We start from the raw sequence: 23,426 nt of genomic DNA on the forward strand, positions 1-23,426 counted from the left end.
CCGGTCTCACGCGTTCCGCCCGCGATGCCCGGTCAGAACGCGGTCAGTTCTTCTTCGAGGTGCGGATCGGCGTGGTGACGGCTGCCTCGTCGCTGAACTCGACCGGTTCGGCCTTCTTCGCGAGGATCTCGGCCTCGTCGACGATGTTCAGCGGTCGCGTCTCGTCGAGCGTCATCAGGAATCGGCTGCCCTCGGAGCGGTGCAGTCGTCCGGAGGTGAAGACCCAGATCGCGCCGATCGCGCACGCGACGAAACCGGCGGTGCCGCCGAGCATGATCGCCGTGCGCGGCCCGAAGGTGTCGGCCACCCACCCGGCGATCGGGGCGCCGACCGGCGTCGAGCCCATGATCACGGCCATGTACAGCGCGAGCACGCGGCCCCGCAGGGCAGGCGCGGTGGTCATCTGCACGTAGCCGTTGGCGGTCGTCAGCAGCGTCACGATCATGAACCCGGTGAACGTCAGCGTGATCGCGTACGTCAGATACGTGGGCATGGATGCGGAGACGAACGCCGCGACGCCGAATCCCCCGGCAGCCAAGATCACGACACGCACCCTGGCTCGGTCACGCCGGGCAGCCAGGAGCGCACCGGCGAGCGAGCCGATCGCGAGCACCGAGCTCAGCACGCCGTAGCCGTCGGCACCAGCCCCGAACTCGATCGCCATGGTCGAGGCGAAGATCGGGAAGTTCATGCCGAACGCGCCGATCAGGAACACCGTCACGAACACGACGCGCAGGTCGCTGCGTCCCCACACGTAGCGGAATCCTTCGGCGAGCCCGCCGGGACGGCGGTTCTTCAGCCGGGGTGCGAGTTGGCCGGTGCGCAGCAGCATCAGCGCGACGAGCATCGCCAGGAAGGTCACCGCGTTCGCGATGAACACCCACCCCGAGCCGATCGCGACGATCAGCAGTCCGCCGACGGCCGGGCCGATCATGCGGGCCAGGTTGAAGGATGCCGAGTTGAGGGCGACCGCGTTGGACGTGTCGCCGGCGGAGACCATGTCGGAGACGAACGCCTGCCGCGCGGGGGCGTCGAAGGCGTTGACGACACCGAACGCCGCAGCGAAGCAGAACATCATCGGCAGCGTCATCACGCCGTTGAGCAGCAGCACGCCGACGGCGATCGCGAGCATCAGCAGCGCGCTCTGGGTGGCGAGCAGGATGCGGCGGCGCTCGAAGCGATCGGCGACCCATCCGGTGAGGCTCACGAGCACGAGCGGCGGACCGAACTGCAGCGCCATCGTGACGCCCATGGCCGCGGCGTCGTTGTCGGTGAGCTCGGTGAGCACGACCCAGTCCTGGGCGGTCGCCTGCATCCACCCGCCGATGTTCGAGACGAGGGCGCCGGCGAACCAGATGCGGTAGTTGATGTTCGAGAAGGAACGGAACATCGCGCTCATCGGTCGACCACCTTTCGCATCAGGGCGCTCGCTGCGCGCAGCGTCGCCAATTCGTCCTCCGTGAAGTCCAGTTCGCCGAGCATCTCGGCGAGCAGCTCGTCTCTTCGTCGGATGGTCTGCTCCACGATCTCGGTGCCTGCCTCGGTGATGTCGACCTGCACGCGGCGGCGATCTTCGGCATCCGGAGTGCGGAGCACGAATCCCTGCTCTTCGAGCCCGTTGATCATGTTCGTCATCGACGGCGCGGTGACCCGCTCGCGCTCGGCCAGGGAGCTGATGGTGCGGCGACCGTGCATGCGCAGCGTCGCGAGCACCGCGAGCTGCGCGTCGCTCATCGCGTCGACGGCGCGAGCGCATCGCAGGCGCCGTGCGAGCCGGAACGTCGCCATGCGCAGGTCTGTCGCGGTGAGGTGGAGGGAATCATCAGGCGCAGACATTACTTAGACAGTCTAAGTAATTTTCGCCCGGATCGGAAGTCGGTGGCAGGACGCACCCGCCGCACAGGTCACAATGGACGGGTGACCCGAACCCCCGCGATCGAAATCGCCGTCCAGGATCCCGCCGGAGTGCGCATCGCCGGGGCCGTCGGCGCCGCGCGCGTCGAGCTGGCCCAGGCCCTCGCGCTCGGCGGCCTCACTCCGTCGCCGGCGACCCTCGACCTGTCGATCGACGCCGCGCATGCCGTCGGTGTCGAGGTGCACGTGCTCGTCCGGCCTCGGGCGGGCGGCTTCCGCTACTCCGCCGACGAGATCGCGATCGCCGAGAACGATGTCCGACGTGCGATAGAGGCGGGAGCCGACGGTGTCGTGATCGGCGCCCTCGACGACGAGGGGCTGCTCGACATCCCCGCCATGCGGCGTCTGCGCGACGCCGCCGGGGCGGCATCCGTCACCCTGCATCGCGCGATCGACGTGACCCCCGACCCCGTCGCCACGCTCGTCGCCGCTCGCTCGCTGGGCCTGCGCCGCGTGCTGACCTCGGGCGGCGCCTCGGTCGCGATCGACGGCATCGACACGCTCCGGGCGCTCGTCGTCGAGGCCGCCGGCGAGATCGAGATCATGGCGGGCAGCGGAGTGGATGCCGCGAGCGCCGCCGCCCTCGCCGCCGCCGGTGTCGACGCCCTGCACTTCTCCGCGAAGCGCACGGTGAGAGAAGACGGCGGCGTGCGCATGGGCTCCGCCGCCGACGGCGTCGGAGGATACGAGGTCACCGACCTCGAGATCGCCCAGGGCGTCATCGCCGCGCTGTCGAGCTGACGCGTCCGACGCGGTCGGCCTGACGCATGTCGCGCACTCTCAGTAGGGTGGGGGCGTGACCGATACGCGCGAATTCACGGATGCCGACGGCATCGCCATCGTCTACGACGTGCACCCGGCGGTCGGTGATGCGCGGGGAGTCGTGCAGCTGCTGCACGGGGTGGGCGAGCACGCCGGTCGGTACGGCGCGCTGATCGCCGCGCTCACCGAGGCCGGATTCATCGTCTACGCCGACGATCATCGGGGGCACGGGCGCACCGGCATCCGTCAGCACGGCGGACCCGAGAAGCTCGGTCGACTCGGCAAGAACGGTCTGCGTGCGGCGGAGGCGGCGATCTGGCAGCTCACCGGCATCATCAAGGACGAGCACCCCGATCTGCCCCTCGTGCTGCTGGGGCACTCGTGGGGATCATTCCTCGCGCAGATGCTCGTGAACGACCACCCCGAGGCATGGGATGCGGTGATCCTCTCGGGCTCGGCTCTGCGTACGCCCGGATCGCTCAACGCTGCACCGCTCAACGCCCGCTGGGCCGCCGACGACGCGACGGGCCTCGAGTGGCTGAGCCGCGATCCGGCGGTGTGGACGGCGTTCGACGAGGATCCGCTCACCACGAACCAGCCGCTGCTGAAGCTGTTCGGCCCCGTCGAGGCGGCCAAGCTCTACGGCCGTCCGCGCAAGGACCTCGGCCGCGACATCCCGCTGCTGCTGCTCGTCGGCCGCGACGACCCGGTCGGCGGCCCGCGCAGCGTGCACAAGCTCGCCGACGAGTACCGCACCCGATCGGGACTCTCCGACATCACGACGCTGGTCTACCCCGACGCGCGTCACGAGATCTTCAACGAGCTGCAGCAGGACGAGGTGCGCGCAGACATCCTGTCGTGGCTCGACACCCGCATTCCCGCTCGCTGACCGTCGCCTCGATCCGGGCGAGCCGCGCCATCATCCGGTCGGCTCGCGCGTCGGCGTGTTACGCCCCGTGAACGGACGTTACAGCGGGTGAATCCGCGTGACGTCATCCCGGCACATCGGCCTCTCCTCCGCATAGATTCGCGGCGAGAGGGAGGTGCGGGGTGGGATTCGAAGACGAGTGGCGTGCATGGCACGACGCGCGAGAGCGCTATGCCGGCGCGGAATACGGCCCGGCCGCGCTCGAGTCGACGAACTGGCTCATCACCGAACCCGCCGCCGTGGAGGGGGTCCCGGGTCTCTGGGCGCTCACGGGAGACGGAGGGATCCGCGGCAGCGATCTCGGCACGGCCGGGTCGGTCGTCACGCTGAGGGGCCGTGAGACGCTGCGGCTCGGACGCCGCGAGCTGCGTGTGTTCGACCGGCGCGGCGAGGTCGCGCTGCGGGTGTTCAACCCCCGACGCCCCGAGCGCGAGCGGTTCAGCGCGATCGACGCGTATCCGCCTCGGGCGGGATGGCGGATCCCGGCGGTGTTCGAGCCCACGCCGGGCGATACGATCACCGTGACCTCGATCGACGGGCGCTCGCACGACACCGATCTCGCCGGACGGCTGCGGTTCACGCTCGACGGTGTCGCGGTGGCGCTGGCCGCGACGCGTGCGCCGCAGGGCGGCCTGAGCGCCGTCTTCGCCGACGGGACCAACGGCACTGAGACCTATCGGTTCCGCTTCCTGCCGGTCGAGGAACCGGCATCAGACGGCTCGGTGGTCATCGACTTCAACCGCGCCTACCTGCCGCCGTGCGCCTTCTCGGACCAGTACGTGTGTCCTCAGCCGCCGCCGGGCAACCGCTTCTCGGCGCCGATCCGCGCCGGAGAGCGCGCGGTGGTGCACGGGCGCTGAGTCCGAGGCGTACCGCGCCGACCTGACGGCCCCGCCTTAAGCTGTAACCGTGCACGGTGAATACAAGGTTCCAGGAGGAAAGCTCGTCGTCGTCGACCTCGAGGTCGAAGACGGCAGGATCGCCCGTTTCCGGCTCGCCGGCGACTTCTTCCTCGAGCCCGACACGGCGCTCGACGACATCGACCGGGCGGTCACCGGGCTGCCCGTCGAGACGGACGCCACGGCCATCGCCGCCGCGGTGCGCGGTGCGCTCCCCGACGGTGCACAGCTGCTCGGGTTCACTCCCGAAGCGGTCGGCACGGCCGTGCGCCGCGCCCTGGTCACGGCTCCCGGCTGGAACGACTTCGACTGGGAGATCGTGCACGAGAAGGCGGTCTCGCCGCGCATGAACCTCGCGCTCGACGAGGTGCTCACCTCTCGGGTCGGCGAGGGGCGCCGTCGTCCGACGCTGCGCATCTGGGAGTGGGATCAGTCGGCCGTCGTCATCGGCTCGTTCCAGTCGTACCGCAACGAGGTCGACCCCGAAGGTGCTGCCCGCCACGGCTTCGACGTCGTGCGCCGCATCTCGGGCGGTGGCGCGATGCTCATGGCGGCGGGGCAGATCATCACCTACTCGCTCTACGTGCCGGCGTCGCTCGTGCAGGGCATGACCTTCGCCGACTCCTATGCCTTCCTCGACGACTGGGTGCTGCACGCCCTGCGCTCGCTCGGCATCGACGCGATCTATCAGCCCCTCAACGACATCGCCAGCTCGTCGGGCAAGATCGGCGGAGCCGCGCAGAAGCGCCTCGCCAACGGGGGAGTGCTGCACCACGCGACCCTGTCGTACGACATCGACGGCCAGACCATGACCGAGGTGCTGCGCATCGGCCGCGAGAAGCTCAGCGACAAGGGGACGACGTCGGCCGCGAAGCGGGTGGATCCGCTGCGCAGCCAGACCGGCCTCGCGCGGGCCGAGATCATCGAGCGCTTCAAGGACACCTTCCGCTCGCTCACCTCGGCGGAGGACGGCACGATCAGCGCCGACGAGTACGCGGATGCCGAGGCTCTGGTGGAGTCGAAGTTCGCCACCGACACGTGGCTGCACCGGGTTCCGTGACCGACCCCGCGCCTGACCCCTCGTCTGATCCCGGGGCGGTGGATCCCGCTCCTGTCGTCCGCGGTGACGTCTCGATCATCCAGGGCGACAACCTCGCCGTCGCGGCGACCCTGCCGTCGGCGTCGTTCACGCTCGTCTACCTCGACCCGCCGTTCAACACGGGCCGGACGCAGGAGCGACAGGTGGTCACCGCCCGTCGCACGTTCACGACTCAGCAAGAACCGGGTGCTCCCGGAGTCGGACTCCCGGAATCCCGCGGGTCGGATGCGGCGGTCACGCCGATCGTGCTGAGTTCTGAACCGGCGGCGCCGCCGGCCGAGGTGCGGCACGGTTTCCACGGCCACGCCTATGAGCGGGTGCGCGGGATGCTCCGCACCTACGACGACCGCTTCGACGACTACGGCGCCTTCCTGATGCCGCGACTCGAGGAGGCGTGGCGATTGCTGGCCGACGACGGCACCCTCTATCTGCACCTCGACTACCGCGAGGCGCACTACGCGAAGGTGATGCTCGATGCGGTCTTCGGCCGCGACTGCTTCCTGAACGAGCTCATCTGGGCCTATGACTACGGTGCGAAGTCCCGCCGTCGCTGGCCCACCAAGCACGACACGATCCTCGTCTACGTGAAGAACCCCCGCGAGTACGTGTTCAACTCCGACGACATCGATCGCGAGCCGTACATGGCTCCCGGCCTCGTCACGGCCGAGAAGGCCGCCCGAGGCAAGCTGCCCACCGACGTGTGGTGGCACACGATCGTGCCGACGACCGGCCGCGAGAAAACCGGATATCCGACGCAGAAACCCGAGGGCATCCTGCGGCGCATCGTGCGGGCGTCCAGCCGTCCGGGCGACCGTGTGCTCGACCTCTTCGCCGGCAGCGGCACCACCGGGGCCGTCGCCTCGGCTCTCGGGCGCGACGCGGTGCTCGTCGACGACAACCCCGAGGCCGTGCGCGTCATGACCGAGCGGATGCCCGATGCCGTGGTGACCCGCGTCGGGGAGTAGCCCCGCACGCGGAGCACTCTCAGCAAGGAGGCTCGCCTGCCGCAACAGGCGTCAGCGTGGTGGGTGGGTTCTCGTGTGCGCGTGGCAACGCGCGAGCAGGTCGGCGCGGCGTCTGATGGCGGCTTGTGCGCTCTCGGTGACGCTGCGTCCCACGCTGCTCGGGGTGGTCACATCGAGACCGGGGCGGGCGAACAGGACGTCGTAGAACGGAGCGAGAGTCTCGTCGGAGAACTTGAGCGTGCGACTGAGCGTCTGCAGCGGCGTGCCCCACCGACTGCCGCTGTCGGCATTGATATCCGCACCTTCATCGATCAGGCGGGCGAGCAGAGGCGCTTCGGCGGTGAAATCGTGTGCTGTCGCGCTCAGCAACACGTGCAGAGCGTTCACGTGGCTCTCGGTCGCTGCGGCGGCATCAGCGCCGTCGTCGAGCAGTCGCGTGGCGATCGCGACCCGGCTGGCGGGATCGGCGTTGCGGAGGGCTCGCATCAGCAGGGTCGATCCGTCCTCGTCTGCCCACCGTGCGAGCGAGGGGTCGTAGTCGGCGAGAAACTCGGCCTCGTTCGTGATCGCGGAGAAGTAGACGCGGGGGTAGACCATGACGTCGACACTAGGCGACGGGCGCGGTCGGTGGCGGGAACATGCGGGACGAGGATCGGCCGACGGGACACCTCCCGGGCTGCCGTTCGGCGGGAGAGAGTCTCGGCGTGAGAGTGTGAGAGTCATGACCGAGTACGTCGAGGTGCAGACCGCCGCGGGGCGGGTTCGCGGGCGGTGGCGCCCGACCGCCGGAGGCAGGGGCGCACCGCGGTCGGCGGCCTTCCTCGGCATCCCGTTCGCAGAGGCGCCGATCGGTGACCTGCGGTTCCAGGCTCCGGTGCCGAAGGCGCCCTGGGACGGCGTGCTCGACGCCCTCGAGTTCGCTGCGACCGCCCAGCGCGGCGATCCCGGGGTGACACTGATCCCCGAGCCGAGTGTCGAGGGCGACTCGACTCTGAACGTCAATGTCTTCACGCCCGATCCCACGGCGGCGGGTCTTCCCGTGCTGGTGTGGATCCACGGCGGCGGATACTTCGCGGGCTCTCCGGCGAGCCCCTGGTACGACGGCCGGAACTTCAACCGCGACGGCGTCGTCACCGTGTCGATCTCGTATCGGCTCGGCTTCGACGGATTCGGCTGGATCGAGGACGCCCCGTCGAACCGTGGCGTGCGCGACTGGCTGCTCGCTCTCGAATGGGTGCAGCAGAACATCGCCGCATTCGGCGGAGACCCCGAGCGGGTGACGATCGCCGGGCAGTCCGCGGGCGGCGGCGCCGTGCTGACTCTGCTCGGCATGGAGAAGGCGCAGCACCTGTTCCACGGCGTCTATGCGATCTCGGGAGCGCTCGGCGATGTCGCGGCACCGCGAGCCGAGGCATTCGGGCGGGCGCTCGCTGCGGCGGCGAGCGTCGACCCCACCGTGGCCGGATTCTCATCGGTCGCGGAAGAGCGTCTGCTCGCGCTGCAGAAGAAGGCCACCCAGCTCGGTCCGTCGTCGATGACCAGCATGATCGATGAGGGGCTTCCGCTCGGTCCCGCGATCGACGGCGACCTTCTCGTACGTCCGACCCCTGACTCTCTGCGTGCCGGCGTCGGTGCCGACAAGCCGCTCGTGATCGGCGCAGCCGACGACGAGTTCACCATGGCGTTCACGGGCAGCGCCGCGAGGGCGCTGCGCTGGGTGCCGCAGGGCGTCCTCCTGACCCGGCTGGGCCTGCGCAAGACGATCCGCGCGGACTATCTCGCCGCGAACGCCGACGTCGCCCGTCTCGGCAAGGCCCGCCTCGCCGGTCGCGTCCCCACCGATCGGATGTTCCGCAGCGGAGTTCCCCGCATCGCAGCCGCCCGGGGCGACGCGCCCACCTGGCTCTACCGGTTCTCGTGGCCGTCAGGGCATTTCGGCTTCGCGGAGCACTGCCTCGACGTGCCGTTCTTCTTCGACTGCCTCGACGGCCCCTCGATGGAGGCGCTCGCCGGACCGAATCCGCCGCAGGAACTCGCCGACGAGCTGCACGATGCCGCCGTCGCGTTCCTCACCACGGGTGATCCCGGCTGGCCGGAGCACCAGGGGGATGCCGGAATCGTGCGGGTGTACGACCTGCCCACCCGCGACGTCGCCGATGCGTACGCGTCGGTGCGTGCGCTGGTCTGACACGCCTCGACGGGCCCGAGCCGGGCCCGTGCCCGGCTGCGGGGCTCAGTTCACCCGGTAGGCGCGGTAGCGCACGGCATCCGCCTGCCTCTGAGCGGCCGAGAGGAACAGGGTTCGCTGCAGGTGGGCGAGTGCCGGCGCGGCCGTCTCGATCTGCACGGTCGTGCGGAAGTAGTACGCGCCCGGGTCGACGTCCTCACCGCGTCGCAGCTGCTCGAGCACGTCGGGAGTGCCTGTGCGCAGTCCCTTCGCGTGCAACAGCAGCAGGTCGCCTCCGTCGGTCCGTGCCGAGTAGCGGCCGTCGATCTCGATCGTCCCGTCGGGTCGCACGATCTGCCAGTCCGCTCCGCCGGGCAGGATCTCGGCCTCGACGGCGCCCGTGATGCGCCCGCCGAGGATCGGCACGACACGGCGATGGCCGACGCTGGTGGCGTGGTGATCTTCGAGCGGGCCGAGGTCGACGGTGACGTCGAAGGCGAACTCGAGGTCGGGTCGGGGGAGTTCATCGTGCGAGGTCATCGGGTCTCCTCATGGTCGGCGGCGAGCAGGTCGCAGAGTCTCTCCAGCACGGGAACCGCGGCCGCGAGCGCGGTTCGCTCCTCGTCGTCGAGCCGACTCGTCGCCTGTACGACGAGAGCGGAGTTCGCGGCGTCGAACCGGTCGAACAGGTCGAGCGCCTTCGCCGATGCCTGCACCATGACCCGACGGCCGTCGGAGGGCGCCGGGCGTCGTTCGATGAGGCCCTCGCCCTCCATCGCCCCGAGGAGATTGCTCACGGTCGATCGGCTGAGACGCAGCCGCGCGGCGATCTCCGCCGGACCCTTCGAGGTGCCGCGTGGCAGGGCCCGGATGACGTCGATCTGGGCATCCGACAGCTCGGGAAGCCCAGCCTCCGCCCGCGTCGCGGCGAGGAGCGCGCGCCGCAGGGGGGAGATGACGCCGGCGAGTCGAGCCGCATCGAAACCGCTCATCGACCCACCGCCGACGCCGGGGTGAGCGAGGGGCGCTCGTTGAGGATCTCGGGAAGGAAACCCGCCGCCTTCTTGTAGTCGGCGGCGATCCGCTCGCGCTCGTCAGAGGGGATCACGTCGTCGATGTCGGCGAAGCCCTGCGGCGCGCGCTCGCGAGCCAGCTGCATCACGCGCTCCGGCCCCGTGGCGCGAGTGCCGGCGAGCAGAGCGGTCATCGCGGGGCGGCGGTCCTGCTCGTACGCGGCGAGACCCTCGTCGATGCTCGGGGCTGTCGCGAGGTGGAAGGCCAGCGTGCGCGCATCGAGGATCGCCTGGGACCCGCCGTTCGATCCGTTCGGGTACATCGCGTGCGCGGCATCACCCAGCAGCGTGGTGCGACCGAACGTCCACTGCGGCAGTGCGTCTCGGTCGACCATGGGGTACTCGAGGATCTCGTCGGCGGCGGCTATCGCGGCCGGCACATCGAGCCAGTCGAAGCGCCAGTCGCGGAAGAGCTCGGCGATCGGTCCGGGCTCGACCTGGCGGTTCCAGTCGGCGTCTCCCGTGCCGCCGACGCGGCGTTCGGCGATGAAGTTCACCAGCATCCGTCCGTCGGCGTCTGCGGGTGCGAGCGGATACGCGACGAACTTCTGCTCGCCGTCGCCCGCCATGATCATGGTGCGGCCGTCGAGGAACGCCGGAATCCGCGTGACCCCGCGCCACAGGGTGAGGCCGCTCCAGGGCGGGGCTCCTTCACCGGGGTAGCGCAGAGCACGCAGTGCCGAGTGGATGCCGTCGGCGCCGATGATCACGTCGGCGGTCTCCTCGACCGTGCCGTCGGCGGTGGCGAAGCGCGCGGTCTCGGTGCCGTCATCGTTCGTGGTGACGTCGATGAGGCGGTGATCGAGGCGGATGGGCTCTGCGAGTCGCGCTGCAGCGAGGTCACGCAGAGCGAGTTGCAGACCACCGCGGTGCACCGACAGCTGCGGCCAACGGTATCCGGCCTCGCGCCCGCGCGGTTCGCTCCAGATCGGCTGCCCGAAGCGGTTGTAGTAGGCCAGCGTCTGCGGTTCGACCCCCAGCTCGGCGATGGTGTCGGCGACGCCGAGCTCGGTGAGCTCGCGCAGTGCGTGCGGCAGCAGGTTGATGCCCACGCCGAGCCCACGGATCGCCGTGCTCCGCTCGAACACGGCGACGTCGCGCAACCCGGCCTCATGCAGGCTGACCGCTGTGGCGAGTCCGCCGATCCCTGCGCCGATGATGATGATCTTCATTGATCGCTCCTGTTCGCGGCTCATCCGAGCCGCCGTCAGATATAGTTTTGTCACAAAACCATATCCAGCGCAAGAGGCGGATCGACCTAGCTCCTCAGCGAGCGGCGGCCGTGCGTGCGGCCTCGATGATCACGTCGACGCCCAGCAGGAAGAGCTCCCGGTCCTGCAGATCCGACAGCAGCGCGCTGTTCTCGGCGATCAGGGGGAACTGTCGCGGATCGGCGAGCAGCGGCGAGTCGATCCAGGGGCTGTCCTCGCCGTCGTGGCTGCGATCCGCTCTCGCTCGAGCGATCCCCGCGGCGCCAGACAGCACGTGCGAGGCGAGCAGTGCGTAGTGCCGCACCAGCTCCTGCCCTCGCAGCCCGGCGCGGTGGAAGGCATCGAGCATCAGCTCGATCGCCGCGAGCTCGCCCGCGCCGTGCGTGGTCAGGCTCGTCGCCTCCGCGCCGATGGCCGGGTAGCGGGTGAAGGAGGCGAGGGTCGCTTCGCTCAGCATGCGCAGGCGGCCCGCCCAGTCGTCGACCGGAAGGTCGACGCTTGCTGCGGCCTGGCCGTTGAGCTCGTCGAGGAGTGCGCCCATCAGGGCGTCCTTGCTCGCGAAGTGACGGTAGATGGCGGTCGGGTCGGCGCCGAGATGGGCACCGAGCTCTCGCACCGAGATGGATGCCGCTCCGGTCTCGGCGAGCTCCATGCCGGCGTCGATGATCGTCGCCCTGTCGAGCCGCACGCGCGCGGATGCCTTGTTCGCCATTCGTCTCTCCGGTCTTCTCTGCTCCATCGTGCCATGCGATGCGGCGATCCCGAGCCGATGGCAACGGAATCGCATCGCCTCTGACAACACTGTTGACACCACAGATGACCGAGGATACGTTTGTCGCGTTCCAGCAGCATCGACGATGAGGGAAGGTCCACTATGGCGAGCGAGTTCGTCTTCCACGGAGGTCTCGTGTTCACCGGCAGCGGTTCTCCGCTCGCGGATCATGCCGTCGTCGTACGCGACGGTCGCATCGCGGCGGTCGTCCCGGAATCCGAGGCGGACCTCGACACCTTCCCCGACTCGTGCCGCATCGACCTCGGCGGGGCGCTGCTCAGCCCCGGCTTCCAGGACGCGCACATCCACCCGGTGGGCGGCGGAATCGAGCTGCTGCAGTGCAATCTCTCGGACGCGGCCGATGCGGACGACACCGTCGCGATCATCCGCGCGTACTCACAGGCGCACCCGGAGGAGGAATGGATCCTCGGCGGAGGCTGGAGCATGGACCACTTCGCCGGGGGCAACCCGCGGCGTGAACTGCTCGACGACGCGACAGGCGGTCGGCCCGTGCTGCTGCAGAGCCGGGATCACCACAGCACGTGGGCGAGCACGGCGGCCATCGAGCGGGCGGGGATCACGGCCGAGACGGAGGACCCGGCGGACGGCCGGATCGTTCGCGATATCGACGGCTCTCCCGCCGGTACGTTCCACGAGGGTGCCGGCGACCTCTTCGCCGCGGTGCGCCCCGCGACCTCTGCCGATCTCGCCTACCAGGGACTGCTGCGTGCACAGGAAGAGCTCATCGCCCTCGGCATCACCGGGTGGCAGGACGCCATGGTCGGTGCGGACTCCGGCGGGATCTCGGATCCGCTCGCCGCGTATGAGCGGGCCGCGGCCGAGGGGCGATTGCTCGTGCACGTCGTGGGGGCGCAATGGTGGTTGCGAGACGGCGGAGTCGACCAGGTCGCCCGCATGACCGAACGCCGCGAGCGCGCCGCCGCCGCTCATCCCGATCGCCGGATCGACCTCGGAACCACGAAGATCATGGTCGACGGCGTCGCAGAGAACCAGACCGCGGCGATGCTCACCCCCTATCGGGACGAGTCCGGACACGACACGTGCAATCACGGACTGAGCTTCATCGACCCGGACCGGCTGCGCGAATACGTGACGGCCCTCGACGCCTCCGGTCAGCAGGTGCACATGCACGCGCTCGGCGACCGCGCCGTGCGCGAGGCCCTCGATGCTCTGCAGGTCGCCCGTGACGCCAACGGCGACACCGACGGACGCCACCACCTCGCGCACCTCCAGGTCGTCTCGGAGGACGACACCACCCGCTTCGCGCCGCTCGGAGCGATCGCCAACATCCAGGCGCTCTGGGCGACCCACGAAGACCAGCTCGACGACCTGACGCTGCCGTTCCTGCAGGACGGACAGGTGGACCGCCAGTATCCGTTCGGCGATCTCGTGCGACAGGGTGCGCGACTGGCGGCGGGCAGCGATTGGCCGGTCTCCACGGCAGATCCGCTCGCGGCCATCCATGTCGCCGTGAACCGCTCGTATCCGTTGTCCGAGCGGCCGCCGCTCGGGGGAGCGCATCAGCGACTCGACCTCGAGACGGCATTCGCCGCGTACACCTCGGGGTCCGCGTACGTGAACCGACGCGATGACGATACCGGCAGCATCCGCGAGGGATACCTCGCCAATCTCGTCGTGATCGAACCGAATCCCTTCCGACTGCCGGTGGCGGAACTGCACCGGGCGCGCGTCACGTCCACCTGGATAGACGGGCGCCGCGTCCACACGGCAGACGCTCTCGCCTCCACCTCGCCCGGCACCGACCGCAAGGAGTCCCGATGAACCGCACGCTCCGCTCCCGTTCCCTCGCCCGAGGAGGCGCGACCGCGCTCGTCGGCGTCCTCGCCGTCGCGGCGCTCGCCGGCTGCGGCCCGGCCGACACGACCGGCTCCGGGTCGGACGAGCCGATCGACTGGGAGCTGACCGAGACGACGGCCGCGCCCAGCGGCGACATCGACTCGTTCACGTTCGCGACCTATGCCGAGCCCTACTCGCTCGACTACGCCTACGCCTTCGACTACGCCGACAACTCGATCCTCGCCAACACCTGCGAGTCTCTGCTGCGGCTGAACCCGGACTACTCCCTCAGCCCCGGCCTCGCGGAATCGTTCGCGCATCCGACGCCCGACACCTGGGTGTACACGATCCGAGAGGGCGTCACCTTCCACGACGGCACTGCGCTCACAGCGGCCGATGCGGTCGCGTCGATGAGCAGACACCTCGACCCGGCCGTCGGATCGTTCTGGTACTCCGTCTACCAGAACGTGAAGTCGATCGAGCAGACCGGCGAGCGCGAGGTGACGGTGACGATGACGGGGCCCGACTCGCAGTTCAATCTCGGCATGGGCGGGTCCGCCGGCGTGATCGAGTCGGCCGCGACCCTGGCCGAGAAGGGCGCCGACTACGGCAACTCGACGGGCGGTGTGAACTGCACCGGTCCCTTCGAGCTGACCTCGTGGGAGTCCGGTGAGTCGATCACGATGACCCGCTACGACGACTACTGGGATGAGGGACTCCGGGCGCGGTCCGGCGAGGTCGAGTTCGTCTTCATGACCGACCCCACCGCGCGCATCAACGCACTCAAGTCCGGAAGCGTCGACGGATCGTGGATGGTTCCCATGGAGGCCGTCTCCACGCTCCGATCGGCGGGCAAGGGAGACGTGCTCTTCGGGATGAGCACCGCGGTGGGCAACATCGTGGTCAGCGATCTCGACGGTCCCCTCGGCGACGTGCGCGTGCGCAAGGCCCTGCTGCTCGCGATGGACCGCGACGGCATCCTTCAGGCTGCGTACCGAGGCGTCGGCGAGACGACCGACGTCATGACCACCGAGTCGGTGTGGCAGGACGCCTCTGATGCCGCGCGCACCGCGGCCTTCGACGACGTCACCTCCTACGAGCAGGACCTCGAGCAGGCGAAGAGCCTCATCGCCGAAGCCGGCGCCGAAGGAGCCGAGCTGACCTACGTCACCGCGCCGATCAGCAACGACTTCGCCGTCATCTCGCAGGCGACCGTCGCCGCTGCCCGGTCGATCGGGCTGACGGTGAACGTCGAGACCGTCACCCCGAACGCCTACACCGCGCTGTTCTCCGACCCCACCGCCCGCGAAGGCGTCGACCTCTTCTACACGAGCTGGTATCTCTCGAGCCCGGATGCGCTGGAGATGTACTCCGTGCTGCGGACAGGCGACTTCAGCAACTACGGCGGGTGGTCCGACCCCGAGTTCGACGCGATCCTGCAGGAGGCCGTCACGCTCGACGACCCGGCCGAGCGCAGCGAGCTCACAGCCGAGGCCCAGCGGATCGCGAATGCGGAGCTGCCGTGGATCCCGCTGTATCAGGCGCCGATTTCGCTCTATCTGGGCGAGAGGATCACCGGAGTCCAGCCGTCGATCGCCTTCATGTACTACCCGTGGGCGGCCACGATCGGCGCCCGATGACAGCCGCACGCCGGGTCGCCGGGAAGCTCGGTGGGCTGCTGCTGACCCTGTTCCTGGCATCGCTGCTCGTCTTCTTCTCGCGCTTCCTCGTGCCCGGCGACCCGGTGAGCTTCCTGTTGCGCGGGCGCAAGCCCAGTGCAGAGGCGGTGGCGCAGGTGACCGCCCAGTACGGACTGGACCTGCCGCCGTGGGAGCAGTACCTGCGTTGGGTTCTCGGTCTGCTCCACGGCGATCTCGGGCGCTCGCTGCAGTACCGGCAGGACGTCACCGAGGTGATCGGCGACCGGCTTCCCGTGACCCTCATGCTCGTCACGATGGCGGGGACGATCGTGCTGGTCGCCGGCGTCGTGCTCGGTGCTGTCGCGGCGCTGAACCGCGGGAGGGCGCTGGATCGCTTGGTCCTGATCGGACTCACGGTGCTCGGCGCGATCCCGTCGTTCGTCGGAGCGATCGTCCTCATCGCGGTGTTCTCCGTGCAGCTCGGCTGGTTCCCCTCCTTCGGGTCGGGCGAGGGCTTCATCGACATGGTCTATCACCTGTCCCTGCCGTCGATCGCCCTGGCGCTCGCCTTCATCGTGCTGGTCGGCAAGGTGACCAGGTCGGCCATGGTCGATCAGCTGAGCCGCGAGCACGTCGAGGTGTCGACGAGTCGGGGCGTGCGTCGATCGATCGTCGTGCGGCGGCACGTGCTGCGCAACGCCCTCGGTCCGATCCTGACCGTGAGCGGCGTGCTCGTGGCGGGGCTCATCGTCGCCAGCTCGATCGTCGAGGCGGCGTTCGGGCTGTCGGGGATCGGGTCGCTTCTCGTGCAGTCCGTCGATCGGCTCGACTTCCCCGTGGTGCAGGCCATCGTCCTCTTCGTCGTCTGCGCGTTCGTCGTCATGAACGCGATCGTCGACGTCCTCGAACCCTGGATCGACCCCCGATCCGCTGCAGGAGCTGGTGCCCGATGACCTCCTCGACTCCGACGCTCGCGATGCGGGTGCTGCGCGCACCTCGCGGGCGCCGCCCGCGATTCCTCTACCTGGCCAGCGTCGTCGTTCTCGGCGCGGTCGTGCTGGCGGCGATCTTCGCCCCCTTCGTGGCACCCTACGACCCGGATGCGGTGGACTTCACGTCGTTCCTCGCGCCGCCGTCCGCGGCTCACTGGCTCGGCACCGACTCCCTCGGCCGGGACCTGCTGAGCCGCCTCATCTACGGCGGTCGCACGGCGCTCATCGGCCCGCTGCTCGTCGTGCTGTTCTCCACCGTCCTCGGCATCCTGCTGGGGCTGTGGGCCGGGTGGCGCGGAGGGTGGATCGATGCCGCACTCAGCCGGATCTTCGACGTGCTGTTCGCCTTCCCGTCTCTGCTGATCGCGATCATGGCGGTCGCGCTGTTCGGCAAGGGGCTGGTCGCCCCGGTCATCGCCATGAGCATCGCGTACGCGCCGTTCGTGGCACGGCTCACGAGGTCGCTGGTCATGGCCGAGCGCTCGCGGCCGTATGTCTCGGCCTATCGGGTGCAGGGGTTCGGCGGAGGCTGGATCGCCTCGCGGCGAGTGCTGCCGAACGTCACGCCGATCGTGGGCGCGCAGTCGACCCTCAACTTCGGATACGTGCTCGCCGAGCTCGCCGGCCTGTCGTTCCTGGGGCTCGGCGTGCAGGCGCCCACCGCCGACTGGGGCGCCATGATCAACGAGGCGCAGTCGGGAGTCGCCGCAGGGCAGTTCCTGCCGGCGATCGCCCCGGCCGTAGCCGTCGTGCTCGTCGTCGTGTGCGTGAACATCATCGGCGAAGAACTGTCCGACCGAATCGGCGGAGGGAACCCCTCATGAACGCTCTGCTCGACATCCGCGACCTGACGCTCGATCTTCCGAACGGCACCAGACTGCTGCACGGCATCTCGCTGCGGATCGCCTCCGGCGAGACCGTCGGCCTCGTCGGCGAGTCCGGCTCGGGCAAGTCGCTCACGGCCCGTGCGGTGCTGGGTCTTCTTCCCGATCGTGCGACCGTCGGCGGAGCCGTCGTTGTGAACGGACGGTCCCCGCTCGCGGGCGCGGCGGAGCGACAGGAGATCCGTCGGCACGAGGCCGCGATGGTCTTCCAGGATCCGCGCGCCGGCATCAACCCGATGCGGACGATCGGCGATCACGTCACCGAAGGGCTGCGGCTCTGCGAGGGGTGGGCGAAGGAGGCCGCTCGCACCCGCGCCGTCGAGCTCCTCTCCGCCGTCAGGCTGCCCGCTCCGGCGGATCATCTGTCGCAGCATCCGCACGAGCTGTCGGGCGGCATGCTGCAGCGGGTCATGATCGCCGGGGCCCTGAGCACATCTCCCGGCCTGCTCGTCTGCGATGAGCCGACCACCGCTCTCGACGTCACGACACAGGCGGAGATCATCCAGGTGCTGCGGGATCTCTGCGAGCAGAGCGGGATGGGGATGCTGTTCATCACCCACGACCTCAACCTCGCGGGGTCGCTCTGCGATCGGCTCGTCGTCATGAAGGACGGCGCGATCGTCGAGGAGGGAGCGGCGCGGGACGTGCTGGTGGCGCCGACCGCCGAGTACACCCGACGTCTGGTCGCGGCGACCCCCCGCATCTCGGGGGAGATCTCACCGCCGACGGCCGTGTCGGGTGCCGAGGCGCAACTCATCGTGACGGGGGTGGGCAAGACCTATCGGCGCCGCGGTGCAGAGCCGGTCTCCGCGGTGATCGATGCGGATCTGGTCGTTCCCCGCGGCGGTGCGCTCGCCGTCGTGGGCGAATCCGGGTCGGGCAAGTCGACTCTGGCGCGGATGATCGTCGGACTCGAGGAGCCGGATGCCGGAGCGATCACGATCGGCGGCCGATCCATGGCGGGCATCCCGCGATCGCGCGCCGAGCGGCTCGAGCGTGCCAAGAGCGTGCAGATGGTCTTCCAAGACCCGTACCTCTCGCTCGATCCGCGAATTCCCGTGGGGCGAGCGATAGAGGATGTGCTGAGACTCCACAGCGGCCGCACGGGGAACGACGCGGCCGAGCGCGTGCGCGAACTGATCACCGCCGTGGGGCTGGGAGAAGAGCATCTCACCGCCCACCCGCGCACGCTGTCAGGCGGCCAGCGTCAGCGTGTGGCGATCGCCAGGGCGCTCGCCGTCGAACCCGAGCTGCTGGTGATGGACGAGGCGACGAGCGCACTCGACGTGTCCGTGCAGGCTCAGGTGCTCGATCTCGTCGCCCGGATCCGCCGGGAGCAGGGACTGACCCTGCTCTTCATCAGTCATGACCTGGCGGTCGTGCGAAGAGTCTGCGCCGAGACGATCGTGATGCGACGCGGGGAGATCATGGAGGCGGGGCCGACCGAGCGACTGCTGAGCGACCCGCAGCACGAGTACACGCGCCTGCTGATCGACTCCGTGCCGGTGCCGATCACCTGAGGTCAGACCCGGCGGCGCGCGGGGAACGTGCGTCGCCGGGTCGAGATCAGTAATTCGCGCGAGTGCACGCCTCCAGGCCCAGTAGTGATGTTCGACCATAACGATCGTTTTCGGCAGCTCCCACGGTGCGCGGTTGGACGCTCGTCTCCGCCCCTATGACCAGCGTTCTCTGAGCCAATCCATTCCGGCGAGAGCCTCGCGGCGTTGGAACTCTCGCAACGTCGGCATGCTTGGCGGGGAGGGTAACCGTGCTTTGTCGAAGTACCGGCCTGTGACCGCAGCAAGCACGCTATCGATGTCTCCGGGGCTGACGCCCTCGAACAGCGGGTGGGTGAATAGCACCAGCTCTGCATCTAGGCGTTCGCCACGGAAACGAGCGTCCAATAGGTAGAGCAGTCCGTCGATCCAGCGCGCCCCGATTCCTGCCCAGGGCCAGTCGATCACCCATGCGAGACCGTTTTCACCGATCAGGACGTTGTCTGCTCGGCCATCCAGGTGAAGCAGGTAATCGCCTTGCACGACGTCGCACACGCGTTCTCCTTCGGTGCGAAGGCGAGAGCCGAAGTCCTGAGCCCAAGACGGCAGCGGCACTCTGTCTCGATCGAGGACGCTCCAACTGTCACGCTCAGCGACAAACTCCTCAGCAGCCGCGGGCAAGGTCGCTATCGCCTTCCCGGTGAGGCGGGGAAATGTTGAGAAAGCATCCAAGACGGCCTGAACGTCAGTGCCATCCAGGGCACCCCCCCCGGATGACGACCCTCCATATCCTCGAGGATGAGAGCCGCCCAGTCCCGGGTGACGAACGACCCAAGAAGCGCAGGAGCTCGTACCCGTGGAGGAATCACCCGCATGACTCCGATCTCGCGGCAGTGCAGATCGTATGCATCAGCGTTTCGGCTCCGGTGCAGCCTTGACGAACGCTCGGCGTCCATTCGCCGCTACGACCCGATCGGCGCTACCCGGCGAGAATCCCGCCGTCTGACTCATCGCTGCGGCGACCGGTCCGCCGAGGATGTCCGACACTTTGGCCACCAGATCTTCCGGTAGATCGGTCCACAGCGTGCGGGCTTTCGCATCGTTCGGCATCATCCCAACCTAGCCACCGTCAACGTGACCTGCCGGCGGGCCGCTGACCACCGTTCTCGCTGAGCGTCACCGCCATCGATCTTTTTCGGCGCCGTGCTGTCTGAAAGTCCTGAGCGCGTTCCAGAGACATGCGCCGTATCGGGGTTTTGGTGAGGATTCGGTGGGGCGAACCCAGCTATTGCTTGGCCATGGCTACTCGGAACCGCTGTTCCGGCGAGATCAGATGGTCGACGTTCTCGGCTGCGGTGTCGATGTCGAGCTGTACCCATGTGACGGCGCCGCTGAACACGTTGCCGCCACCCATTCCGTACTCCTCGGTCACAGCTGCGCCGGCGTCGGAGCCGACCTCTGTCGTCTCGTCCATCGAGAAGATTCCCCAGTGCGTCCGCTCGACGCGGCCCGCGCCGACCTGCTCGCCGTCGAGATAGAGGGTGACATCGCCGCCCTTTCCGATACCACCGCCGTCGTACTCGAATTCCATGCGGACCTGGTGTTCGCCGGCGGGGATCTTGACCTCCGATCCGACGTAGTACATGCGGGCCCCGGTGAAGTTGTACGCGTATCGGAGCGAGCCCTCGAGAGCGTAGAGGCTCCAGCCGCCCATGTTGCCGCCTTGGGCGATGATGACACCGGATGCCCCGGCCTCGGGCACCGTGATGGAGGCCGTGACGGCGTGCGACTTGTTCTTGATGTTCATCACGACGTTCTCTTGCAGTCGGTGCATCCCGCCGTAGAGGAGCTGGCTGCTTCCGTTGACCGCTGACGGTCGTCCGGCGAGTTCGGAGTTGAAGCGCTCCGCGAACCGTGGCTCCAGCGGGAGGACGTTGTATTTGGTGGCTTCGATGAGGAACAGTCTCTGGAGCTCGGCGAGCTTTTCGGGCATCTCGGCGGCGAGATCGTGCGACTGCGTCCAGTCCGTGTTCGTGTCGTACAGCTCCCACACATCAGCGTCGATATCCTCGCTGCGGCCGCTGAATTCCCAGGGGGTGGCGTGCTTGGTTACCGCTGTCCAGCCCTGATGGTAGATACCGCGGTTGCACATCATCTCGAAGTACTGAGTCTCGTGCCTGTCCGCTGCGGCGGGATCGTCGAAGCTGTAGGCCATGCTCACCCCGTGCAACGGCTCCTGCTGCACGCCGTCCACCGACGTCGGAAACGGCAATCCTGCCGCTTCGAGAACGGTGGGGGCGAGGTCGATCACGTGATGGAACTGCGAGCGCACCTCGCCAGCAGCCTGGATTCGAGACGGCCAGTGCACGATCGTGCCGTTGCGAGTGCCGCCGAAATGAGAGGCCACCTGCTTGGTCCATTGGTACGGGGTGTCCATCGCGTGCGCCCAGCCCACCGCATAGTGGTTGTAGGCCCGCGGGGTGCCCAGGTCATCGATTCGGTCGATGAGCCACTCCGAGGTCGCGAGGTCGGGCGCTTCGGAGACCATGACCTCGTTCGTCGTGCCTAGCAGCGTGCCTTCGGCGGAAGCACCATTGTCACCGATGATGTAATACACCAGGGTGTCTTCGAGGATCCCCATGTCTTCGAGAGCGTCGATGACCCGGCCCACGTGGTGGTCGGCGTACTCGAGGAATGCAGCGTAGACCTCCATCTCGCGCGCCAAGACCGGCTTGAGCTCCTCTGGTTGGGAGTCCCACGTGGGGATCTCAGAGGGACGCTCGGTCAGCACCGCATCAGCCGGGATGACACCGAGATCCTTCTGCCGCGTGAAGCTCTCCTCGCGCAGAGCGTCCCAGCCCTGATCGAACTTTCCCTTGTACTTCTCGACCCACTCCTGTGGGACGTGATGCGGAGCGTGAGTCGCGCCGGGTGCCAGATAGGTGAAGAAGGGCTTGTCCGGGGCCATGGACTTCTGCTGCTTCATCCAGTTGATGGTGTGATCGGCCAGGTCAGCCATCAGGTGGTAGCCCTCCTCCGGAGTCCCCCATGGCTCGACGGCCGCGGTCCCTTCATAGAGCGCGGGATACCACTGGTTGTTCTCTCCACCGATGAACCCATAGAAGTACTCGAATCCGCCGCCGGGGTGCGGCCAGTGGTCGAACGGGCCGATCGGGCTGGACTCGAAGACGGGGACTTCGTGGCACTTCCCGATCTGCGCGGTGGAGTATCCGTTCAGGCGCAGTATCTCGGCGAGCGGTGCACACGTGTTCGGGCGAAGCGAGTTATAGCCGGGGGCGGATGTCGCCATCTCAGTGATGGCTCCCATGCCGACGCTGTGATGGTTCCGGCCGGAGAGCATCGCCGCCCGAGTGGGCGAGCACAGCGCAGTGGTGTGGAACCGGTTGTACTTCAGGCCGGAGGCCGCGAGCCTCTCCGCCGTCGGGGTCGCGCACGGCCCACCGAACGCACTCGACGCGCCGAAGCCCACGTCATCGAGCAGGATCACAAGGACATTCGGTGCGCCAGCCGGGGGCCGCAGCGGCGTGATCGGGGGGAACTTCGTCGCCGGATCCGTCGTGACGTATGTCGTGAGGCCCACATGCTTCGCATCCGGGATCGGCAGAACCTGACGCTGAATCTCAACCACGACCTTCTCCTCACGAGCCGGCACCGCGCCCGAATATGCGAGGCGTGGGTTTCACGCTACGGGGAAAGGCCGTGTTGTCGATGCCTTTGTCCTCCGACATCACCCTGCCAGGGTGAGGCGCGGAGTGCCGACCGAAAACGATCGATTGCTGCGGGCCACCGCTCCCGTCACTGGAGGCAGATGCTTCGCTCCGCCGAAGATGTTCGCCGTCATCGGCGCCGGGGTGTTCGTCGTCGGCAGGCTTCAGCCTCGTCGATCGGGTGCTAGCCGAGAGTAGGCGGCGTAGCCAGCACCGCTATCAAGGTCCCCAGCACGAGGAACGTGCTGAGTCCCACGACGCTCCATACCGTGGCGCGCCGCAGGGTCGTCGCGCGAGAGGATGGATCGGTGCCGATCTCCTCCGACCGCCCGGATTGCTTCCGCCTGCCGGCCGTCGATGCTGCGGCGATCCGGACGCGCCCGGATCAGCTGCACCTCGTACCGCCCGACAGCGGAACTGACGCGTCGGCGATCATCGAGAGCCATCGGCGAGCGCGTGCCGCCCGTGACAGGAGGGACGCGATGGGGTGTCTCGTCCCGATCGCCGGCGGTCTCCTGCTCGCGGCTCTGGCCGTCGCGGTGCTCGCGTCGCTCCGACTGCCATTTCGAGACGCGGCCATCGCCGTCGCGCTGCTGTTCGTCCTCGGTGCGATCGTCGCCGCGATCATCGCCTCGCGCCGGGTACCGGCCGCTCCCGTCCCGAAGCCCATGCCATCCGTGCTGATCCATCCCCGTGTGGCGGCTGGTGCCCCGGCGGATCTGCCTGCACGCGACCTCGCGCTCGCTTCGCGGGTCTTCGGCGAGCGGGACCGTGCCGAGGCCGACCTCCGAAAGGCCCGCGCCGACGCGCAGCTCACTGACGAAGAGCGATACGTCTCCCCTGGAGACCGGTCGACCTGGTACCACGGCCCGGAGGATCTACCCCGCCTCGAGCGCACAGCAGATGACGCTGAGAGGCGGTCACATGATGTCGCCCGCAGGCTCGGCATCGTCCTCGATGCGGACCGCCCGTAGCTGATGGTGGCGAGCACCAGAACGGTGGCCCCTCCGACGTCACCATCTCCTCCCTCACCACCGATATGTTGGGTGATCGGAACTCGCTCGCCGATGGAAAGGCA

The 23,426-nt window shown here is 68.6% G+C and carries 22 protein-coding genes; 12 read left to right on the top strand and 10 right to left on the bottom strand.

What is annotated here, in order from left to right:
- Positions 1-43: 43 nt before the first annotated feature.
- Together BEP68_RS17540 and BEP68_RS17545 are read right to left on the bottom strand one after the other, a co-directional pair.
- Complete coding sequence (locus BEP68_RS17540) at positions 44-1,390, bottom strand: MFS transporter (protein ID WP_187250793.1); 1,347 nt, start codon at positions 1,388-1,390, stop codon at positions 44-46.
- 5 nt (positions 1,391-1,395) lie between these two features.
- Positions 1,396-1,836: a MarR family transcriptional regulator gene (locus BEP68_RS17545; RefSeq protein WP_056279186.1), complete on the bottom strand. Its 441-nt coding sequence runs from the start codon at positions 1,834-1,836 to the stop codon at positions 1,396-1,398.
- Between the two features lie 81 nt (positions 1,837-1,917).
- On the opposite strand from BEP68_RS17545, the gene BEP68_RS17550 reads away from it, so the two are divergent.
- The 5 genes from BEP68_RS17550 (at position 1,918) to BEP68_RS17570 (ending at position 6,567) form a co-directional block, all read left to right on the top strand.
- Positions 1,918-2,655 (top strand): copper homeostasis protein CutC, encoded by a 738-nt coding sequence (locus tag BEP68_RS17550; RefSeq protein WP_187250728.1) that lies wholly within the window; start codon positions 1,918-1,920, stop codon positions 2,653-2,655.
- Between the two features lie 55 nt (positions 2,656-2,710).
- Entirely contained in the window at positions 2,711-3,565 is an 855-nt protein-coding gene (locus BEP68_RS17555; protein WP_187250729.1) for an alpha/beta fold hydrolase, read from the top strand.
- A gap of 161 nt (positions 3,566-3,726) precedes the next feature.
- Positions 3,727-4,464, top strand: coding sequence for a DUF1684 domain-containing protein (locus BEP68_RS18420; RefSeq protein WP_187250730.1), 738 nt, complete (start codon positions 3,727-3,729; stop codon positions 4,462-4,464).
- 49 nt (positions 4,465-4,513) lie between these two features.
- Positions 4,514-5,563, top strand: a complete 1,050-nt coding sequence (locus tag BEP68_RS17565) for a biotin/lipoate A/B protein ligase family protein (protein WP_187250731.1) — start codon at positions 4,514-4,516, stop codon at positions 5,561-5,563.
- A 38-nt stretch (positions 5,564-5,601) separates the two neighbouring features.
- Positions 5,602-6,567: a site-specific DNA-methyltransferase gene (locus BEP68_RS17570; protein ID WP_315985332.1), complete on the top strand. Its 966-nt coding sequence runs from the start codon at positions 5,602-5,604 to the stop codon at positions 6,565-6,567.
- A 51-nt stretch (positions 6,568-6,618) separates the two neighbouring features.
- Here BEP68_RS17570 and BEP68_RS17575 read toward each other — a convergent pair whose 3' ends face one another.
- Positions 6,619-7,164, bottom strand: a complete 546-nt coding sequence (locus BEP68_RS17575) for a hypothetical protein (RefSeq protein WP_187250732.1) — start codon at positions 7,162-7,164, stop codon at positions 6,619-6,621.
- A 124-nt stretch (positions 7,165-7,288) separates the two neighbouring features.
- Between BEP68_RS17575 and BEP68_RS17580 the strand changes: the two genes are divergently transcribed.
- Positions 7,289-8,755: a carboxylesterase/lipase family protein gene (locus tag BEP68_RS17580; RefSeq protein WP_187250733.1), complete on the top strand. Its 1,467-nt coding sequence runs from the start codon at positions 7,289-7,291 to the stop codon at positions 8,753-8,755.
- Between the two features lie 45 nt (positions 8,756-8,800).
- Here the strand turns inward: BEP68_RS17580 and BEP68_RS17585 are convergent, their stop codons facing one another.
- The 4 genes from BEP68_RS17585 to BEP68_RS17600 all read right to left on the bottom strand — a co-directional run bounded on the left by BEP68_RS17585 (position 8,801) and on the right by BEP68_RS17600 (position 11,730).
- Entirely contained in the window at positions 8,801-9,274 is a 474-nt protein-coding gene (locus tag BEP68_RS17585) for a DUF3237 domain-containing protein (RefSeq protein ID WP_072591915.1), read from the bottom strand.
- Entirely contained in the window at positions 9,271-9,726 is a 456-nt protein-coding gene (locus BEP68_RS17590; protein WP_187250734.1) for a MarR family winged helix-turn-helix transcriptional regulator, read from the bottom strand. The genes BEP68_RS17585 and BEP68_RS17590 overlap by 4 nt, the downstream gene beginning before the upstream one ends.
- Positions 9,723-10,979: a flavin-dependent oxidoreductase gene (locus tag BEP68_RS17595; RefSeq protein ID WP_187250735.1), complete on the bottom strand. Its 1,257-nt coding sequence runs from the start codon at positions 10,977-10,979 to the stop codon at positions 9,723-9,725. Before BEP68_RS17595 ends, BEP68_RS17590 begins: the two co-directional genes overlap by 4 nt.
- 94 nt (positions 10,980-11,073) lie before the next feature.
- Positions 11,074-11,730, bottom strand: coding sequence for a TetR/AcrR family transcriptional regulator (locus tag BEP68_RS17600; protein ID WP_072591912.1), 657 nt, complete (start codon positions 11,728-11,730; stop codon positions 11,074-11,076).
- A 162-nt stretch (positions 11,731-11,892) separates the two neighbouring features.
- Here BEP68_RS17600 and BEP68_RS17605 point away from each other — a divergent pair, with 162 nt between their 5' ends.
- From BEP68_RS17605 to BEP68_RS17625, 5 genes are read left to right on the top strand one after another with little or no spacing between them, the layout of a single operon-like run.
- Positions 11,893-13,593, top strand: a complete 1,701-nt coding sequence (locus BEP68_RS17605; RefSeq protein ID WP_187250736.1) for an amidohydrolase — start codon at positions 11,893-11,895, stop codon at positions 13,591-13,593.
- The gene (locus tag BEP68_RS17610; protein ID WP_187250737.1) at positions 13,590-15,248 is read left to right on the top strand and encodes an ABC transporter substrate-binding protein; all 1,659 of its coding nucleotides are present in this window, start codon (positions 13,590-13,592) and stop codon (positions 15,246-15,248) included. The genes BEP68_RS17605 and BEP68_RS17610 overlap by 4 nt, the downstream gene beginning before the upstream one ends.
- Positions 15,245-16,201 carry an ABC transporter permease gene (locus BEP68_RS17615; RefSeq protein WP_187250738.1) on the top strand — a complete coding sequence of 319 codons (957 nt, stop codon included), beginning with the start codon at positions 15,245-15,247 and terminating at the stop codon, positions 16,199-16,201. The genes BEP68_RS17610 and BEP68_RS17615 overlap by 4 nt, the downstream gene beginning before the upstream one ends.
- Entirely contained in the window at positions 16,198-17,064 is an 867-nt protein-coding gene (locus BEP68_RS17620) for an ABC transporter permease (protein WP_187250739.1), read from the top strand. The genes BEP68_RS17615 and BEP68_RS17620 overlap by 4 nt, the downstream gene beginning before the upstream one ends.
- A complete protein-coding gene (locus BEP68_RS17625) occupies positions 17,061-18,644 on the top strand; it encodes an ABC transporter ATP-binding protein (RefSeq protein WP_187250740.1) in 1,584 nt (527 codons plus the stop codon). Before BEP68_RS17620 ends, BEP68_RS17625 begins: the two co-directional genes overlap by 4 nt.
- Before the next feature lie 153 nt (positions 18,645-18,797).
- Here BEP68_RS17625 and BEP68_RS17630 read toward each other — a convergent pair whose 3' ends face one another.
- The 3 genes from BEP68_RS17630 to BEP68_RS17640 all read right to left on the bottom strand — a co-directional run bounded on the left by BEP68_RS17630 (position 18,798) and on the right by BEP68_RS17640 (position 22,269).
- Positions 18,798-19,175 carry a hypothetical protein gene (locus tag BEP68_RS17630; protein WP_187250741.1) on the bottom strand — a complete coding sequence of 126 codons (378 nt, stop codon included), beginning with the start codon at positions 19,173-19,175 and terminating at the stop codon, positions 18,798-18,800.
- 354 nt (positions 19,176-19,529) lie between these two features.
- Entirely contained in the window at positions 19,530-19,730 is a 201-nt protein-coding gene (locus tag BEP68_RS17635; protein WP_187250742.1) for a hypothetical protein, read from the bottom strand.
- Positions 19,731-19,905: 175 nt separating this feature from the next.
- Positions 19,906-22,269, bottom strand: coding sequence for an arylsulfatase (locus tag BEP68_RS17640; protein ID WP_315985333.1), 2,364 nt, complete (start codon positions 22,267-22,269; stop codon positions 19,906-19,908).
- A 561-nt stretch (positions 22,270-22,830) separates the two neighbouring features.
- Between BEP68_RS17640 and BEP68_RS17645 the strand changes: the two genes are divergently transcribed.
- Positions 22,831-23,322: a hypothetical protein gene (locus tag BEP68_RS17645; protein ID WP_187250743.1), complete on the top strand. Its 492-nt coding sequence runs from the start codon at positions 22,831-22,833 to the stop codon at positions 23,320-23,322.
- Positions 23,323-23,426 lie beyond the last annotated feature (104 nt).

Origin of the sequence: Microbacterium sp. 4-7, assembly GCF_014332665.1 — a bacterium.
Taxonomy (GTDB): Bacteria; Actinomycetota; Actinomycetes; order Actinomycetales; family Microbacteriaceae; genus Microbacterium.